Origin of the sequence: Pseudomonas sp. NPDC087342 (assembly GCF_044744265.1) — a bacterium.
Taxonomy (GTDB): domain Bacteria; phylum Pseudomonadota; class Gammaproteobacteria; order Pseudomonadales; family Pseudomonadaceae; genus Aquipseudomonas; species Aquipseudomonas nunensis.
This window is the reverse complement of record NZ_JBIUXZ010000021.1, coordinates 40,564-58,763: the sequence shown is the minus strand read 5'-3', so window position 1 is coordinate 58,763 and position 18,200 is coordinate 40,564. Positions and strand designations below refer to the sequence as shown.

General features: G+C 59.0%; 14 protein-coding genes. 5 read left to right on the top strand and 9 right to left on the bottom strand.

The genetic code is table 11. The annotated features are described in order from the left end of the window. Entirely contained in the window at positions 1 to 4,827 is a 4,827-nt protein-coding gene (locus tag ACIOYV_RS26700) for an NEL-type E3 ubiquitin ligase domain-containing protein (RefSeq protein WP_401328491.1), read from the bottom strand. 298 nt (positions 4,828 to 5,125) lie between these two features. Between ACIOYV_RS26700 and ACIOYV_RS26695 the strand changes: the two genes are divergently transcribed. The 4 genes from ACIOYV_RS26695 (at position 5,126) to ACIOYV_RS26680 (ending at position 10,444) form a co-directional block, all read left to right on the top strand. Continuing rightward, a complete protein-coding gene (locus ACIOYV_RS26695; protein WP_054051867.1) occupies positions 5,126 to 6,898 on the top strand; it encodes an N-acetylglutaminylglutamine amidotransferase in 1,773 nt (590 codons plus the stop codon). A 3-nt stretch (positions 6,899 to 6,901) separates the two neighbouring features. Continuing rightward, entirely contained in the window at positions 6,902 to 8,650 is a 1,749-nt protein-coding gene (gene ngg / locus ACIOYV_RS26690) for an N-acetylglutaminylglutamine synthetase (RefSeq protein WP_401328486.1), read from the top strand. A 164-nt stretch (positions 8,651 to 8,814) separates the two neighbouring features. Next, a complete protein-coding gene (locus tag ACIOYV_RS26685) occupies positions 8,815 to 10,005 on the top strand; it encodes an osmoprotectant NAGGN system M42 family peptidase (RefSeq protein WP_054051863.1) in 1,191 nt (396 codons plus the stop codon). A 211-nt stretch (positions 10,006 to 10,216) separates the two neighbouring features. Continuing rightward, a complete protein-coding gene (locus tag ACIOYV_RS26680; RefSeq protein WP_010461751.1) occupies positions 10,217 to 10,444 on the top strand; it encodes a YheU family protein in 228 nt (75 codons plus the stop codon). Between the two features lie 5 nt (positions 10,445 to 10,449). Here ACIOYV_RS26680 and csrA read toward each other — a convergent pair whose 3' ends face one another. The 3 genes from csrA to ACIOYV_RS26665 form a co-directional block, all read right to left on the bottom strand. Then, positions 10,450 to 10,635 carry a carbon storage regulator CsrA gene (gene csrA, locus ACIOYV_RS26675; protein ID WP_054613887.1) on the bottom strand — a complete coding sequence of 62 codons (186 nt, stop codon included), beginning with the start codon at positions 10,633 to 10,635 and terminating at the stop codon, positions 10,450 to 10,452. Positions 10,636 to 10,788: 153 nt separating this feature from the next. Continuing rightward, positions 10,789 to 11,121 carry a YnfA family protein gene (locus ACIOYV_RS26670; protein ID WP_054051859.1) on the bottom strand — a complete coding sequence of 111 codons (333 nt, stop codon included), beginning with the start codon at positions 11,119 to 11,121 and terminating at the stop codon, positions 10,789 to 10,791. 64 nt (positions 11,122 to 11,185) lie between these two features. Beyond that, complete coding sequence (locus tag ACIOYV_RS26665) at positions 11,186 to 12,001, bottom strand: SDR family oxidoreductase (protein ID WP_054051857.1); 816 nt, start codon at positions 11,999 to 12,001, stop codon at positions 11,186 to 11,188. Positions 12,002 to 12,387: 386 nt separating this feature from the next. Between ACIOYV_RS26665 and ACIOYV_RS26660 the strand changes: the two genes are divergently transcribed. Continuing rightward, complete coding sequence (locus tag ACIOYV_RS26660) at positions 12,388 to 12,546, top strand: DUF3309 family protein (RefSeq protein WP_177331420.1); 159 nt, start codon at positions 12,388 to 12,390, stop codon at positions 12,544 to 12,546. Positions 12,547 to 12,608: 62 nt separating this feature from the next. Here the strand turns inward: ACIOYV_RS26660 and ACIOYV_RS26655 are convergent, their stop codons facing one another. From ACIOYV_RS26655 to ACIOYV_RS26635, 5 genes are all read right to left on the bottom strand, one after another. Continuing rightward, a complete protein-coding gene (locus ACIOYV_RS26655) occupies positions 12,609 to 14,702 on the bottom strand; it encodes an LTA synthase family protein (RefSeq protein WP_401328479.1) in 2,094 nt (697 codons plus the stop codon). 408 nt (positions 14,703 to 15,110) lie between these two features. Next, positions 15,111 to 15,716: an START domain-containing protein gene (locus ACIOYV_RS26650; RefSeq protein WP_054051852.1), complete on the bottom strand. Its 606-nt coding sequence runs from the start codon at positions 15,714 to 15,716 to the stop codon at positions 15,111 to 15,113. 42 nt (positions 15,717 to 15,758) lie between these two features. Beyond that, positions 15,759 to 16,013 carry a YkgJ family cysteine cluster protein gene (locus ACIOYV_RS26645; RefSeq protein ID WP_054051850.1) on the bottom strand — a complete coding sequence of 85 codons (255 nt, stop codon included), beginning with the start codon at positions 16,011 to 16,013 and terminating at the stop codon, positions 15,759 to 15,761. A gap of 166 nt (positions 16,014 to 16,179) precedes the next feature. Beyond that, positions 16,180 to 16,659, bottom strand: a complete 480-nt coding sequence (locus tag ACIOYV_RS26640) for a translation initiation factor 2 (RefSeq protein ID WP_401328475.1) — start codon at positions 16,657 to 16,659, stop codon at positions 16,180 to 16,182. An 89-nt stretch (positions 16,660 to 16,748) separates the two neighbouring features. After that, entirely contained in the window at positions 16,749 to 18,188 is a 1,440-nt protein-coding gene (locus tag ACIOYV_RS26635; protein WP_054051847.1) for a PLP-dependent aminotransferase family protein, read from the bottom strand. Positions 18,189 to 18,200: the final 12 nt, after the last annotated feature.

Sequence of the window (18,200 nt, the reverse complement as noted above, 5' to 3'; positions counted from 1 at the left end):
TCAAATTTCCCCGAGGGCACACAAACCCAAGTCAACGCGCTTCATGGCCTCGTCCGTCAAGCGCTCCAGCAGCTTCGTCTCGGCCAGATCGCGTTCTCGGTTGATGGCCTCGACCTGCCCCCTATAATCGCCATCCTTCAAGGTCGGGGCTTTGTCGAACACCGTATTCAAGCGGGCCTGAAACGGCGCATTCATCGTCGTGAACGTCTTGGGCGAATGCTGTTTCAAGTAATCGGTCCAGAAGTACTGCTTCGCCAGGGACGCGCGCAACGCCGGGGAAAGCTCAGCGGCAAGGATTTGGGTTTTCGCCGCCGCGATGTCGCTGGCCGTGACATCGCCGAGGGAGGAAAAACGCATGTACTTGGGTTGACCCGGCAATTCAAGCGCCTCTGCCAGCCCCGTTCGATAAGCCAGATTGGCCTCCAGTGGGTCCACCGCCGGATGGGTGGCTTTATGTTCCAGGGCGATCGCATTCAACCGCTCGATGCGAAACAGCACTCTTCCCAATTTCAGCAATGGCTTGGCGGAATTGGCGGTGCTGCCCGACAGCCGCCGCACCTTATCGACCTCCACCGCCACTTCCAGGTTGCTGAAGTTCATCGCCGCCGTGTCCGTGCAATTGATCGGGTTGGCCGCTTGATTCAGCACCTGGTCGCGCAACGCCGCATCGTCATAGGCGGCCTCCAGCACCGACCAGACCCGTCGCGTCATGTCCTCACGAACGTATTCACTGTCAGCGGTGTTCCCCAACTCGGCGAGTAACTGGAACAGACTTTCGGACTGCGGATCATCCTTGAACGCGGTCCAGATCTCGCCACGCCGGGTGTAAGTGACCCTGGTTTCGTCTGGCAACCAAAGTGTCTTGGCGCTCTGTTCGTTCATGCGTGCGATGTCATCTTCGAAATAGCCCATGCCCACGCCGGTGCTATCGCGATAGGTTTCGAGCTTGATGCGACTGGCGTCGTCCAGGGTGTTGGTGCGCAGATTGATGCTTTTGCTGAAGCGTGTGGAGACATCGAACAACCAGTCGGGCAGCGTCCTGATGTTGTTCTCGCGCAGGTCGACGAAGTTCAGGTTGGGCAGCCGGACCAGGCCTTTTGGCAGTTCCGTGGCCTTGGTGTCGCGCAACGACAGCAGACGCAAATCGAACATCTTGCTGACATCGGGGGTAGCGCCCAACGCGTTTTTGCTCAGGTTCAGCGACTCCAGCGAGCGCATGGCGGCCAGTTTCACCAGGGTGGTCTCGGACAAGCGCAAGCTGTTGTTCGCCAGGCTCAAGTGGATGAGTTTGGGCATCAACGCCAACTCTTCGGGCAACACGGTGATTTTGTTGCCATCCAGTTCCAGGGATTCAATGCCCTTGAAGGATTTCAGGAAATGCACCACATCGTCGCCCTGCTCCATGCCTTTGAGTGACAGACGCTGCACGTGACTGAAGTCGATGCCGGCCGGCAGAGTCGGCAGTTTGCCGATCCGCATACCATCCAGGCTCAGCCCCGGCACACTGTGCCCCTGCTCGTCGCGCAGTAAACCCAGTCGCCTCCAGCTGTTCTCAATGGCATCGGCCACTTGGCGACGACTTTGCTGGTACTCACGCAAGTCGCCCGGCAGCTTGCGCATCTCAGCATCGTCGTTGCGCCAGGTCCTGAGCAACCCGCGCAGGGTTTCGAACTGTGCCTTGCGTTGCTTGATTGCCTTGGCCCTGGTCAGGTGGTCGGTGCCCAGGCCATCGAGCAGCGTATTGATCTGTGAGTCTGTCAGTAGCGGATAAAGCTTTTTCACTTTGCGTATCAAGGCACGGGCGTGGGTCGTCGAAGGCCGCGCGGGGTCTGCCTGGACACAAGCGTCTGGCGCAGCGATGTCCAAGGGTTTGCCTGCCAGCAAACGCGCCGATTGCGCACGTTCCTCGGTGGCCCGCGCCAGCAACTGGCCGCGAAGCTGCCTGGCTTGCGCCGGCAATTGATCGCCCAGCCCCATGGCGGTCCGCTGTGTTTGCGGGAGGGCTTGCGCGATGGCTTCATACAAGGCGTCCGGACCGTTTGTTGCCGTGGCCAGGGGCTTTGCATCGCTGCCAAAGGCTTGGTAACCGGTCGCCGATTTGACGAGGGTGCGCTTGAGGACACTGCTCTGCTGACCGATGCTCTTCAGCACCTTGCCGGAGACAGAGCCTTCACGCACTTCGAGTAACAATTTGCTGTCCCAGCCACGCAAGTGTTCGAGCAAGGCCAGCGCCAGTTTTTCGCTGTCGCCACTGGCGATTTCCGGCAGGTACAAGCCGCTGATCGCTTTGTCCAACTGTACATCCGCCAAGGCTTTGCGAGATTTTTGCGCCAGCGCCATGGGCACGCGTTTCGTCGCGCGCAGCCGCAAACGCTCGACGCTGCTGGCCTGATCGATCAGTTCCTGCGCCATGTCCACGGGCAACTGGACAAACTCCTTTCTGACGACGTCCACGTCACTCGCCGTGCTGACGTCGTGCAGCGCATACAAGCGATTGAACAGCGGCAGGCGATCCTGCTTCAACGCGTCGGCAAGTTTTTTGGCCAGTGCATCGACTTCCTTTTCGGTGCTGACTTTGCCGCCGATCAAAGTGTCGACTTCAGCCTGGTACAAACCCGCCAGCACTTTTTCGAAAAACTTGCCTTGGGCCAGATCCGTCTCAGTGACATCAATGGCCAAGTCTTCGTCAGCGACACGAGCGGTTTTTGGATACACCGCGCTGACCTTTTCTTCATGCCCCAACACCCGAATGTAGCGCCCCGCCGGCCAGCCGCTCATCGAGGGCAAGGCTTCCAAGTACTCGGGCGCATGCACGGCACTAAGTGGATCGCCTTTTTCCAGGGCAGCAATACAGTCACGGATGCGCTGGTCCAGGCGAAAACGCTCGATGCTGTCCTTCAGACGAGCGCTCAAGACCAGGCTTTCTTCGTTGAGGTGATGCAGGTCAGGGACCGAAGTGCCGGTGACGCGTCGAAGGTTTTCCACTCGGTTGTCTTCCAGCGCCGCCAGGCGTGAATCTGCACGTTTGAGCGCATAACTGCCTTCACGCCAGTGATGCGGTTGCTCGAATGCCAGCCGCCAGCCGCGCTCGCCGTTGTGCTCCAGGACCGGAGAAAAGGCATCGTTGCGGGATGAATGACGAACCCGCCATTTCTTCAGCGCCAGATCGTAGTAAATCCGATAGGCGCTGTCGTCGATGCGGATCAGCATCTGACCATCAACCTGGTAAACCCCTTCGGCATCGGCAACCCGGCCACTCAGCGTACTCAGGGGAAGCTTGTAAGGATTGAGGTCGGACTTCCAGAGACGCGGCTTGCCACTGCCATTCGTCATTGATTCGAATTTGCTGAAAAACTCCGGATGTTCACGCACGGTTTTCTTGATCAGGGTACCGACCACTTTGCCGCCAGCGGCGAACGCCCCCATCAGTGCAAGGTTTTCCGCAACGCTGAACAGGTGGGACAGGGCTTCCTGTTTATCGCCATGCTGCCAGTCCTGCACACCGTCATAGACTTCGGCCAGCACCATCCCGACGCTCACGCCAATCATCAACTGCCCAAGCACCGGGACAAAAAATGCCGCGATATTGGTGACGGTCAAACCCAGTTCAAGAAAACTCTCCAGGCGCTTCTTGCGCACATCTTCATCCACATCCGCCGTCGGCACGGCCGTCTCCCGTGCATCGATCTGCATCTTGCCGAGGGTGCTCTGAATCATGAATTGAAACAGCGGCACGCTGATCGGCAACGCCTTGAAAGTGTCCAGGTTGCTGGATTGTGCCGCCGACTTGAAGAACGCCAGTTTTTGGTCTGCTTCGATCCCGTCGGCGAAATAATCCTTGTAGCTTTTCACCTTCAACTTCAGGCCCAGATACAACTTGAACTCGGCAAAGGACTTGTATTCGTAGAGCGGTCGGCCCGGTTCGTTGGGCATGTAAACCACGCACCAATCATTCGGGTATGTTTCTACCGAACGCTTGGAGAACACCACCACGCCCCACACACAGGTGCCGAACAATTCCATGCCCTGGATCACCAGCGGTTCGCTGCCGTGGGTGATTTTCTGGATGCCCGACTCGCTGCCTGTTCCGCTATGCGTGTTGAGCGTCAGCAGGGTTTTATAGGCAGCTTCGGTGATGTGTTCTTTCAGAAAGGCCAGGTGCGCATCCACCCTGAGCTTCTGGACCTTGAGCCATTTGAGGTCGTTGACCAGGCCGTCCGAAGTCGCCGGCAAGTTGAACACCTCACGGATATGTTCCTGATAGCGTTTGCCCAGGTCCAGCTCTCGACAGAGGGTGGCGAAGGTTTGTAGCGTAAGTCCCGCCAGACCTTTTGGGGTCGAGGCGATATCCAGGGTGCTTTCGGCAGGAAAACCATCCTTCCCGGTTTCGGTGCTGGTGAAGTTTTGCATCGCAGCCTGCAGCAGACTGCGCCGGATCGTGGGGATTTTCACCACACCTTCGGTCCCGGTCTCTGTGCCATCGCAGCCACAATCAAACCCCGGAAGCACCAACGCATCGTTATTCACATCAAACGTCACGGACCACTTTTTAGTCAGGGCGCTCGACAATTGCGACGCACAAAACGTGTCCAGTGGTTGCAGTTTCTGCATCAATCCTTCGAACTTTTGCTGGTAGGCCAACAGCGTTCGCGTATCCATGTCCAGAGCTGCGAGGACCGTCGATGACGCCTTGAGCAGCCAGGCGGGAAGGCCCTTTTGCAACGTCTCGGCGATATCCAGATCCCCGGTCGCTTCCAGCAGCGCGGTGAGGGTTTCGGTGTGACTCAATGTTCGGCGAACCGGCGCCGGCGTTTGCGGGGTCAACATCAGCAATATCCTTATTGCAGGTCAGTAGCCCCTTAACCTATCGACTCTGCATCAGGAAAAAAAACACGAAAACCGGGACGTTCCGGCACTGCTTTGAGCAGTAACTCGCATGCTTCCTATCACTATGTACCACCCGGCAGTCCTGCCGTTATGCATGCCACCCGCAACAGCCCGGCCCTGTTGCTTATAACCGATCGATCTAAAACTCCCGCCAACCCACCGGGTCAGTTTCAGAGTACCCGCCGTGTCGGCGCGGTATCGACTGACCCTCCCCAACGGAAAAACCGGTAAGGACTTTATGTGCGGATTAGCTGGCGAGTTACGCTTTGATCAACAACCTGCGGACCTCGCGGCCGTTGAACGAATCACCCATCACTTGGCCCCTCGCGGCCCGGATGCATGGGGCTTTCACAGCCAAGGGCCGATTGCCCTGGGCCATCGTCGCCTGAAAATCATGGACCTGTCGGACGGCTCGGCGCAGCCGATGATCGACAACCAACTCGGCCTGTCCCTGGCCTTCAACGGCGCGATCTATAACTTCCCGGAACTGCGCACCGAGCTCGAAAGCCTCGGTTATGCCTTCTATTCCGGCGGCGACACCGAAGTGCTGCTCAAGGGCTATCACGCCTGGGGCGAAGCGCTTCTGCCCAAGCTCAACGGCATGTTCGCCTTCGCTATCTGGGAGCGCGACGCCAAACGCCTGTTCATCGCCCGCGACCGTCTCGGCGTGAAGCCGTTGTACCTGTCGCGCACCGGCCAGCGCCTGCGCTTCGCCTCGGCATTGCCGGCGTTGCTCAAGGGCGGCGATATCAGCCCGATGCTCGACCCCGTAGCACTCAATCACTATCTGAATTTCCACGCAGTGGTCCCGGCCCCTCGCACCTTGATCGCTGGCATTGAAAAACTGCCGCCGGCGACCTGGATGCGCATCGAAGCCGATGGCACCACCGAGCAGAAAACCTGGTGGACCCTGCCCTACGGCCCCCACGCCGATGAGATGAACCTGACCCTGGAAGACTGGCGTGATCGTGTGCTCGACAGCACCCGCGACGCGGTAGCGATCCGTCAGCGCGCGGCGGTGGATGTCGGCGTATTGCTGTCCGGTGGTGTCGACTCGAGCATGCTGGTGGGTCTGTTGCGTGAAGTCGGCGTGGAAAACCTGTCGACCTTTTCCATCGGTTTCCAGGATGCCGGCGGCGAGCGTGGCGATGAATTCCAGTATTCGGACCTGATCGCCAAGCATTACGGCACCCAACATCATCAGTTGCGCATTCAGGAAAGCGAGATCATCGAGCAGTTGCCTGCGGCGTTCCGCGCCATGAGCGAGCCGATGGTCAGCCATGACTGCATCGCTTTCTATCTGTTGTCCCGCGAAGTGGCCAAGCACTGCAAGGTGGTGCAAAGCGGCCAAGGCGCGGACGAATTGTTCGCCGGCTATCACTGGTACCCGCAAGTGGACGGCGCGGCCGATCCGTATGCGGCGTATCGCGAGGCGTTTTTCGACCGTAGCTACGAAGACTACGCCGCCACCGTGCAGCCGAAATGGCTGACAGCGAATGACGCGGCCGGCGACTTCGTGAAGGAACATTTCGCACAACCCGGCGCGGATGCTGCGGTGGATAAAGCTTTGCGTCTGGACAGCACGATCATGTTGGTAGATGACCCGGTCAAACGTGTCGACAACATGACCATGGCCTGGGGCCTGGAAGCGCGTACGCCGTTCCTCGACTATCGCCTGGTGGAATTGTCGGCCCGGGTGCCGGGCAAATTCAAACTGCCGGACGGTGGCAAGCAAGTGCTGAAAGAAGCGGCGCGGCTGGTCATTCCGAGCGAAGTGATCGACCGTAAAAAGGGCTACTTCCCAGTGCCCGGCCTCAAGCATTTGCAGGGCGACACGCTGAACTGGGTGCGCGAACTGCTGCTCGATCCAAGCCAGGATCGCGGCTTGTTCAACCCGGCCATGCTTGACCGCTTGCTGACCGACCCGCAAGGCCAGTTGACCCCGTTGCGCGGCTCCAAGCTGTGGCAGTTGGCGGCGCTGAACCTGTGGCTCAGTGAACAAGGACTCTGATCGATGAAACCCCACGCTACGGCTTACAGCCAACGCTTGCTGCGCGGTCAGTCTCCCACTTACGAACGCTTGCAGGCGCGCCTCGCCGAGGACGGCAGTGAACTCGGCGCCGCACCGATTGCGGTGCATTGCGGTTGGGGCCGGTTACTGATCGGGCATACCTTTCCTGATCCGGCGAGCATCGCCCAGGAATTGCTCAACGAACATCCTGGCGAGCGCGATATCGCCCTGTATGTAGCGGCGCCTCAACAAGTGTTGGGGCTGGAGCCGGCCCAGTTATTTCTGGATCCGTCGGACACTTTGCGCCTGTGGTTCAGCGATTACCGCCAGTCAACCCGAGTGTTCCGTGGCTTCCGCATTCGCCGGGCGCAGAGCGAGGCGGACTGGCAGGCGATCAATCTGCTGTACCAGGCGCGCGGCATGTTGCCGATCGATCCGTCGTTGCTGACCCCGCGTCACATGGGTGGCCCGGTGTATTGGCTGGCAGAGGACGAAGACAGCGGCGCGATCATCGGCAGCGTGATGGGCCTCAATCATCACAAGGCCTACAACGATCCGGAAAACGGCAGCAGCCTTTGGTGCCTGGCGGTCGATCCGCATTGTTCGCGGCCGGGTGTCGGCGAAGTGCTGGTGCGGCATCTGATCGAACACTTCATGAGCCGTGGGCTGAGTTACCTGGACCTGTCGGTGTTGCACGACAACCGCCAGGCGAAAAGTCTCTACGCCAAGCTCGGTTTTCGTAACCTCTCGACGTTCGCCATCAAGCGCAAGAACGGCATCAATCAGCCGTTGTTTCTGGGGCCTGGGCCGGAAGCCGAGTTCAATCCGTATGCGCGGATCATCGTCGAGGAGGCTCACCGTCGCGGCATTGATGTTCAAGTCGATGACGCCGATGCCGGGATGTTTACCCTTAGCCATGGCGGACGCCGGGTGCGTTGCCGTGAATCCTTGAGCGACCTGACCAGCGCCATCAGCATGAGCCTGTGCCAGGACAAGAGCCTGACGCATAAGGTGTTGAAAGCCGCTGGCCTGAACCTGCCGTCCCAGCAACTGGCGGGTAACGGTGACGACAACCTGGCGTTTCTCGACGAGCACGAACGGGTGGTGGTCAAGCCGCTGGACGGCGAACAAGGCCAAGGCGTGGCGGTGGATTTGCAGACCATTGAAGAGGTTCAGCAAGCCATCGAATCGGCGCGCCAGTTCGACACCCGCGTGCTGCTGGAAAGCTTCCACGAAGGGCTGGACCTGCGGATTGTGGTGATCGGTTTTGAAGTGGTCGCTGCGGCGATTCGTCGGCCAGCGGAAGTGGTCGGTGATGGTCAGCATTCCATCGGTGCGCTGATCGAAGCCCAGAGTCGGCGCCGTCAAGCAGCCACCAGCGGCGAAAGCAAGATCCCGCTGGACCACGAAACCGAGCGCACCTTGCAGGCGGCGGGTTACGACTACGAGAGCATTCTGCCGGCCGGTGAGCATCTGTTCGTACGGCGAACGGCGAATCTTCATACCGGTGGCGTGCTTGAAGACGTCACCGCGATCCTGCACCCGACGCTGGTGGATGCTGCCGTGCGTGCAGCACGGGCGCTGGATATCCCGATGGTCGGACTCGACTTGTTAGTGCCGGCCGCCGATCAGCCGGAGTATGTGTTTATCGAAGCCAATGAACGCGCCGGCCTGGCGAACCATGAACCGCAGCCGACGGCGGAGCGGTTTGTGGATTTGTTGTTTCCGCATAGTCAGCCGGCGGTTTCTTAATCGTGTAGTGCCTGGACTGGCGCCTTCGCGGGCAAGCCTCGCTCCCACAGGGAACGCGGTGCTCTTGTAGGAGCGAGGCTTGCCCGCGAAGGCGGCCGGACAGGCACTACAAATCCATTCCCCTCATCGAAACCATCGATGTTCGTTACTCATCAGGAGTTTCCATGACCAGCAAAATTCCAGAACCGGATCTCAACTACCTGCAAAAAGTCCTGCTGGAAATGCTCGCCATTCCCAGCCCGACCGGGTTCACCGACACCATCGTGCGTTACGTCGCCGAGCGGCTCGAAGAGCTGGGCATTCCCTTCGAAATGACCCGACGCGGCACTATCCGCGCCACCCTCAAGGGCAAGAAAAACAGCCCGGACCGGGCGGTCTCCGCGCATTTGGACACCATCGGCGCAGCAGTGCGTGCGGTGAAGGACAACGGGCGCCTGACCCTGGCCCCGGTCGGCTGCTGGTCGAGCCGTTTTGCCGAAGGCAGCCGGGTCAGCCTGTTTACCGACAACGGCGTGATCCGTGGAAGCGTGTTGCCGTTGATGGCTTCCGGGCATGCGTTCAACACCGCCGTGGATGAAATGCCGATCAGTTGGGACCATGTCGAACTGCGCCTGGACGCCTATTGCGCGACCCGCGCCGATTGCGATTCCCTGGGGATCAGCGTCGGCGATTTCGTTGCCTTCGATCCGCTGCCGGAATTCACCGAAAGCGGCCACATCAGCGCCCGTCACCTCGACGACAAGGCCGGTGTTGCCGCGCTGCTGGCGGCGATGAAAGCCATCATCGACAGCGGTGAAGAGCTGATGATCGACTGTCACCCGCTGTTCACCATTACCGAGGAAACCGGCAGTGGCGCGGCGGCGGCATTGCCGTGGGATGTCAGTGAATTCGTCGGCATCGACATTGCGCCGGTCGCGCCGGGCCAGCACTCCAGCGAACACGCGGTGAGCGTAGCGATGCAGGATTCCGGCGGCCCGTACGACTATCACCTGTCGCGGCATTTGCTGCGCCTGGCCAGTGACAATGACTTGCCCGTGCGTCGCGACCTGTTCCGCTATTACTTCAGCGATGCTCACTCGGCGGTGACCGCCGGGCATGACATTCGTACCGCGCTGCTGGCGTTTGGTTGCGATGCGACGCATGGCTACGAGCGTACGCACATTGATAGCCTGGCGGCGTTGAGTCGTTTGCTCGGCGCGTACATTCTGAGTCCGCCGGTGTTTGCCAGCGACGCGCAACCGGCCAAGGGTTCGCTGGACCGGTTCAGTCATCAGATCGAACATGACACGCAGATGGAAAGCGATACGCGGGTGCCGTCGGTGGATAGCCTGGTTGGGCAGCGTAACGAGAGCTGATCCTGATATTTTCGCTGTTTGAAAGATTGCCTTCGCGGGCAAGCCTCGCTCCTACAGGGTATGTGTCGATCCCATATGTCGTGATCGGCGTGAAACCTGTAGGAGCGAGGCTTGCCCGCGAAGACCTCAGATCAAACGCCACAGAACGTCAAGGCTAGCCGCAAAACCTCATTCGCCGTAGCATCGCGCCATTGTTTTAACCGAGGTGCCTATGCTGATCCCGTACGACCAACTTGAAGTCGACACCCTCACCCGCCTGATCGAAGACTTCGTGACCCGCGACGGCACGGACAATGGCGATGACACGCCGCTGGAAACCCGCGTACTGCGGGTTCGCCAGGCGCTGACCAAGGGCCAGGCGCTGATCGTTTTCGACCCGGACAGCGAGCAATGCCAGTTGATGCTCAAGCACGATGTGCCCAAGCACCTGTTCGACTGAATCGCTCAGCGTTCTTTGTGTTTGGACTGTTTGACCTGGATGCGTTGGTAGACTTCGGCTCGGTGCACATTGACGTCTTGCGGCGCTTCGACGCCGAAGCGCACGCTGCCGCCGTTGACCGCCAGAATCCGCACGGAAATGTTGTCACCGATGGAAATCAATTCACCTACGACACGACTGAGTACAAGCATGGCCTTCATCCTTCAAGGGTTACCGGTCCCTGAAGATGCCCGGCACACGTCGGGGCTTCAATGCGATACAGGCAAATCAGTCTTGCCCTACAACCCAAGGCATTTCGCCTGACAGACATGTCCTGCAAACCGAACCCATGAAGGACCTATCCTTCAGGATGCGCTGAAGCGCGGACCGAAAAGGATGACAGACGCGCCGATTACGCACAGCGCCACGCCGATCCAGTCCGAGCCCAGCGGGCGCACCCGCTCGACCACCGCCAGCCAGCCAATCGACGCAATGATGTAGATGCCACCGTAGGCGGCATAGGCGCGGCCGGCGTAGGTCGCTTCGATCCGCGTCAGCAACAGCGCAAACAAGGTCAGGCTCAGCAGCGCCGGTATAACCCACCAGGCACTTTTGCCTTGGCGCAGCCACATCCAGAACGCGAAGCAGCCGGCGATTTCGAACAGCGCGGCGAGAAAAAACCACAGGTAATTGAGCATGCACACGTCTCGTTAGAATGGCCGAATGCGGCCACCCTAACGATGGTGTGGTTGGCGGGCAAGATCAGTTGGCGGATTGTTTGGCCTTGGCGCGCATTTTGTCGGCCATGACGGTCATCTCGTTGTAGAGCAGTTGCGGATTCTTCTGCTTCAGCGCCCAAGCCATGCGGCCCTGCTCGTGGGGTAGGATCATGAATTCACCGGCGGCAACCTGGGTGTAGATGTAGTCGGCAATGTCAGTGGCAGTAATCGGTGAGCTTTCCAGCAACTTGCCGACCTGGGCTTTCATCGCCGGGGTCGGGCCACGGAAAGAATCCAGCAGGTTGGTCTGGAAGAACGACGGGCACACCACGTGCACGCCGACTTCCTGCTGCGCCAGTTCGATCAGCAGGCTTTCGGACAACGCCACCACGCCGGCCTTGGCCACGTTGTAGTTGCTCATGGCCGGACCTTGCATCAACGCGGCCATCGAGGCGATGTTGATGATCTTGCCTTTGCTTTTTTCCAGCAGCGGCAGGAAGGCTTTGCAGCCCTTGACCACGCCCATCAGGTTGATTGCGATCTGCCAGTCCCAGTCTTCCAGAGACAGTTCGCTGAAGAACCCGCCCGAGGCCACGCCAGCATTGTTGACAATGACATCGATGCCGCCAAGTTTCTCTTCGCACGCCTGGGCGAACGCGGTCAGTTGGCTGTAGTCGCGCACGTCGCAGCGCTGGATAAAACCGTCACCGCCGGCTTCGCGCACCAGTTTCAGGGTTTCCTGCAAGCCGGGCTCGCTGACATCCGACAAGGCCAGTTGCCAGCCTTCGCGGGCCCAGCGCAGCGCGATTTCGCGACCCAGGCCCGAGCCTGCGCCAGTGATCATCATGCGATTTTGCATAGCAAACAGCCTTGTTGTTCTGGGGAAGATGCGCCGAGTGTAGCGAAGGATATTGCCCGACCCACGCTCCATCAGATTGCTGAATGGTCCGGGCAAACCGGCGCACGGCTTGGGACCGTGTCGCGGCCTTCGCGGGCAAGCCTCGCTCCTACATGAACACCGCGTATTTCTGTAGGAGCGAGGCTTGCCCGCGAAGAACAATGACGCGGTTCAACTAACCAACTATCAAATCGCCAAAACGAAATAAGCCTGGTTTCTAAAAAACATTAAAAAACTTTGAATTTTCTTTCACGTGCGAGAGTCGGATTTTGTAAGCAGTTCGGATTTATTACATCCCGGCTGATGGTTAAAACTTTCGGTCAATCCGGAACACTTCCAACAAGGAAATCGTCATGGGCACAATTCTTATCGTTATTCTGATCCTCTTGCTGATTGGCGGTCTGCCGGTCTTCCCGCACTCCAGAAGTTGGGGTTATGGCCCATCGGGTATCCTCGGTGTGGTGTTGGTTGTGCTGTTGATTCTGCTCTTGCTCGGCAAGATATAAAGATTTAACCGACCAAAAAAAGAGGCCCTTGAAAAAGGGCCTCTTTTTTATTGCGTCAAACCTTAGTCCGGCTTGCCGTTGACCACGCCAGCGGTGTTATCCAGCAGGCTCTTGGTCGCGGTTTGCAGGAACGACTCAAGCTTCTGCTTGAGCGCCGCTTCGTCAGCCGACTCGGGAATCACCACACCTTTCGGATTGGCGCCCAGTTCGTACTGATACAGCTTCGGTGGCATCTCTTTCGGCAGGACCAGCACGCGGTCAGCCGTCAGCAGTGCCACGGTCTGATCGCTGCCCGAAGGCTTGATCACGCCAAAACCCTTGTCGCCTTCCGGCAGGTTCAGCAAGTCGCGGCCCCAGCATTGATGAATCACGTCGCCACCTACACGGCCCATGATGGTCGGCACGATGTCGATCTGAGTGCCCACGGTGTGGTCACGCTCACCGAACTTTTGCTGGATGCCCGGTGCGATCATCAGCATTGGCACGTTGAAGCGGCCCAGGTCCATTTCGGTGATTTGCTGCTCGTCGCCGAAGCCATGGTCGCCCACGACCACGAACAGGGTTTCATTGAAGTAAGGCTCTTTGCGCGCCTTCTCGAAGAATTGACCCAGCGCCCAGTCGGAGTAGCGCATGGCGGTCAAGTGTTCGTTGAGGCTGCCACGGTCAGTCACAGGCGGGACCGGCAATGGTGTCGGCAAGGCGTATGGCGTGTGGTTGGACAGGGTTTGCAGCAAGGCATAGAACGGTTTTTTGTCCTTGCCATCGCGGGCCTTCAGTTCTTCCAGACCACGGTTGAACATGTCCTGATCGGATACGCCCCACGTCGGGTCGGAGAACACCGGGTTCACGAAATCGTTGCGCCCGATGAAGTTGGTCATGCCTTGGTTGCTGAAGAAGCCCGACTGGTTGTCCCAAGCGAAATCGCCGTTGTAGACGTACACGTCGTCATAGTCGCGGGCGCTGAGCAACTGCGGCAAGCCGGACAGCTTGTGGCTGCCTTCCGGGGTCTGCATCAGGTATTCGAAACCCGGCAGGTTCGGGAAGCAGGCCATGGTGGCGAACATACCCTGGTGGGTGTGGGTGCCGTTAGAGAAGAAACGATCGAACAACAGGCCTTCTTTCGACAACTTGTCGAAGGCTGGCGTGATGTTGCCCGGACGACCCAGAGCGCCCACCGAGTGACCGGCGAAGCTTTCCATCAGGATCACTACGACGTTCTTGATCGGCAGGGTCTTGTTGGCATCCGGCATGTAGTTACGGCGTACCGCAGCGATGTCAGCATCGACCAGTTTGTCGCTCGGGGTCAGCAACATGTCGCGCACGGTTTGCTGGGCCAGAGGCTGAGGCAGCGTGGCTTTCCAGATGTTGTCGCGTTCCTCGGACATCCGCGACTTGGCCGCCGCGATCAGCGACAGCGTGCCGTTGAGGCCCAACTGGTTGGCGAAGTTGGAGTCGGTGGTGTAGACGTCACCCCAACGCAGCGGCGGGCCCTGGCGCAGGGTGCCACGAGCGGCGACTACGCAGATCAGCAGGCAAACCACGAACACACCGATGCGCGCATACCACGGGGCGATCTGGCGCGTGCCGATGCTGCCGCCGCTGAACGGACCACGCGGACGGGTGGCGCGGTCGGCGCCCTTGAACGCCAGGGTCAGGATCAACGTGCCCACGGCCCAGGCCAGCAGGTAGCGAACCACCGGGAAACCATACCAGAGCATGCTCATCACGGTTTTCGGGTCTTCTTTCACATACTGGAAGACCAGGCCGTTGAGGCGCTGGTGGAATTCACGGTAGAAGTCCATCTCCATCAAGCCGAGGAACAGCGCGATGCTCGAAGCGATGGTCAGCCAGAAACGGAAGAACCCGCGAGCTGCCATGGCCCGGGCGCTGAACAATGCCAGCAGCAACGGAATGATGAGGTAAACCACCAGGCGCAGGTCGAAACGCAGGCCATTGGCGAACGCTTCGAGGAAGGTCGAAGCCGGTGTATCGAGGATCATCGAGCGGTTGTAAACCAGCAGCGCGACGCGCAGCAGGCTGAACATGACCATCATGACCAGGGCACACAGCAACGTGTAGGCCAGATGCGATTTGACGGTCGGTTGCAGCAGGCGATTAGAAGCTCGCTGCTGATTCAGGGCGTCCGGGTTTGCCATGTCGTTTTAGGACCCATTGGAAGTTGAAGTTTCAAAAATACAGCTGCGCCCTGCCCTCTGTTGGCCAGTACTCGGCCCCGGGGCTTGCGCGGGTGCGCAAATGTTGCCCGATCACTCGCGGCATTGCTATTGATTACTGTGCGGATGTTGGCGCGGGCGAATTGTCTTGGAGGCTTTGTGAAAATTTCGTGCAACGTATATCTGGAAACACAATAAAACACTGAACCTGACAGGACTCTGAACCTGTGGGAGCGGGCTTGCTCGCGAATGCAATTGAACATTCAACATTGATGGCTGCTGACACACCGCCTTCGCGAGCAAGCCCGCTCCCACAGGGGAATGTGTTTAAGTCTCGTCCAATTAAAAACGCCCCGAACCAGTCGGGGCGTTTTCGAAAGCGCAGCGCAGTTACTTCTCGGCGCGTTCTTTCAGGGCTTTCAGGGTATTGAACGGGGCATCGACCACGAACTTGTTGGCGATCATCGACGGCACGCTGCCGCCCGGCTCGGTGTGCACTTGATAGGTCACTTCGACCTGATCGCCCTTGGGCACGAACTTCCAGAAGCCATCGACCTTGGCGACCCGGATAAAGCCTTTTTCTTCAGGAATGTACTTCGGCACGCCTTCGAGTTTGCGGGTCAGGCTGCCATCGGCGCCTTCGACGGTGGTGACGTGCAGCACCGAATCACGTGGGGTGACGGGCCACGGAGTATTGAATTGGGTGTAGGTCCAGCTGTCGGCGCCTTCGTGTTTGAGCAACTTCTGGGCTTTGCACTCGTGAATCCACGAGCAGGCTCCCGACACGTCTTCCTGCAGCGCGCGCAATTTGGCGATGGTGGTCTTCATCAGGGTCACGCCCTGATAGGCCTTGTAATCGGAACCGGCCACTTCACTCAGGGACACCTTGATGCCGTCTTCGTTTTTCGCGACTTTCCAGTCTTCAGCCTGGGCGGCCGAGGTGGCCAGCACAACCGTCAAACCACACAGCACAGCAATACGATGCAGCGAACCCATAGTGTTATTCCTTATTGTTGAGTTTCCGTTCGTTTGAACACATCACGCAGCCGTCATTCGCTCCCACCAGCCAATCAGCCTGATGGCTTCTTCACTGCTGTTGCCGCAAACCTCGGCATCGGCTTCGAAGGCCGAACAAACGGCCGGACGCTCTGCCTGGCCGAAAATATTGCACAGGTTTTCGACAGAAAGTTGTACGCAACGTTCGCCAGCGGCTTTGCCCTGGGGCATGCCGGGAATCGGGGAACTGATGGAAGGGGCAATACAACAGGCGCCACAGCCTTCACGGCATTTCATGACGACGAGTTCCTCGCGACGGGTGATGTGTAAAAGGGACGTGGCACAGAGTAACCGCTAAAACGACTGTTTAAAATTACTTGAAGGGCAGTTTTTGCGCCCAGGCGAACGTGACCGACCAGTCTCCGACGAAGCGTCTGGTCCGCGGCTTACCGAGGGCAATGATTTACCGCTTGAACTCGAATTCCAACGCAGCGCCTTCGACTTCACGGCGCTCTTCGTTACGCAATTGCAGCTGCATTTCGTTGCTCAAAAGGCGGCCGTTGAGTTGGAAGTCGCTGGTTTTGTCACCGAACATCTGCGGGAACGCCCCGTCGTGCTTGGGTAAAGGCACGGTGCCGATCGGCTTGAGCTCTTCGACCATATGCTGGGGTAGGCTCAAGTCGAGATTGGCCGGGGGCAGTTGGGTGGTCTTGACCACTTCACTGGCCGACTTGGACTTGGACGCAATGGGCGCGCGCTTCTTGATTGGCGCGGCTTTCTTTTTGGCTGGCGCGGCTTTTTTGGCCACAACCGGTTTCTTCGGCGCTGCCTTGGTACTGCTGGCGGCGGGTTTTTCCGTGGCAGCAGCCGCCATCACACCTTGCGGTATGGCAGTCAGCATCAGGCAGATAGACAGCCAAGCGGCAGAAAAAATCGGTTTCATGGACCCAACGGGCGAAAGGCAGAGGGCCATATGCTCGCTTGTTGCAAGCAACATGACAAGCGCGGGCAGTGGATGACCTGCCCGCTTGATCAAAAACCGCTGGCGGTTTCCTGACAGAGTTGGGTCGCCAACAGTCCGAGGGTCATCAATGCACGCTCCGCTTCGCGGTTCCAGGGGGTGCCGCAGTTCAGCCGAATGCAGTGATTGAACTGCTCGGTGTTACTGAAAATCAGCCCCGGCGCGATGCTGATGCCCTGCTGCAAGGCCCGCACATGCAATTCCTGGGTGTTTACCCGCCCCGGCAGGCTGACCCACAAAATGAAGCCGCCGGTGGGTCGACTCATCTGCGTGCCTTCGGGAAAATATTGCTGCACCGCCAACTGGAAGGCGCTGAGATTTTTGCGGTACTCCTGACGGATGTAGCGCAAGTGCCGGTCGTAGCCGCCATTTTCCAGGTAAGCCGCGATGCCCATTTGCGTGACGCTGCAGGCAGAATGCGTACTGAACGTCTGCAAGCGCTGGATTTCTTGCTGGTACTTGCCGGCGATCATCCAGCCAATCCGCACGCCCGGCGACAGGGTTTTGGAGAAGCTCGAGCAATAGATCACCCGATCCAACCGGTCGTAAGCCTTTAGGGCTTTGGTGCGGCCCTGCTCGAACATCAATTCGCCGTAGATATCGTCTTCGACAATCTGGATATCGAAATCCGAGGCCAGGCGCAGCAGTTGTTTCTGCCGCTCTTCGGGCATGGTGCCGCCCAGTGGATTGCTCAGGCGGGTGGTCAGCACCAATGCCTTGATCGACCATTGGTTAGCGGCCAGTTGCAAGGCTTCGAGGCTCATGCCGGTGGCGGGATCGCTGGGGATTTCGATGACTTTGAGGCCGAGCAAGTCGGCCAGTTGCAGCAGACCGTAATAGGTCGGCGATTCTGCTGCGATCAGGTCGCCGGGCCGGGTCAAGACCCGCAGCGACATTTGCAAGGCATCGACACAACCGTGGGTGATCACCACTTCGGACGGATCTACCACCACCCCGGCATCGCGCATGCGAATCGCGACCTGACGGCGCAACGGTTCGAAACCCGGGCTGAACATGTAGCTGAACGCCCGTGGGCTATGGAATCGAGTGACCTTGGCCAACTGCTGATGCAGCGCCCGCACCGGCAAATAATCGACGCTCGGCACCGCCGCGCCCAAGGGGAAAACGCCCTCGCGACGGGATTCAACCAAGACTTGCTGGATGATGCTGCTGCGCGTAACCAGACCGGGCCGTTCGACCCGGGCAATGTCGGGCGTCGGCGCGGTCAGTGCCGGGGTCTGGTGCACGTAGTAACCGGACTGCGGCCGGGCGCGGATCAGGCCCTGGTCTTCGAGATTGGCGTAAGCCTGCAACACGGTTGCATGGCTGACATTGAGCTGCGAGCTCATCTTGCGCACCGAAGGCACACGCTCCCCCGGTTGATAGACACCGCGACGGATGTCTTCGGCCAGTTGTTGAGCAATACGTTGGTAGAGCAAGAGATTGGTCATGACGCAGCACTC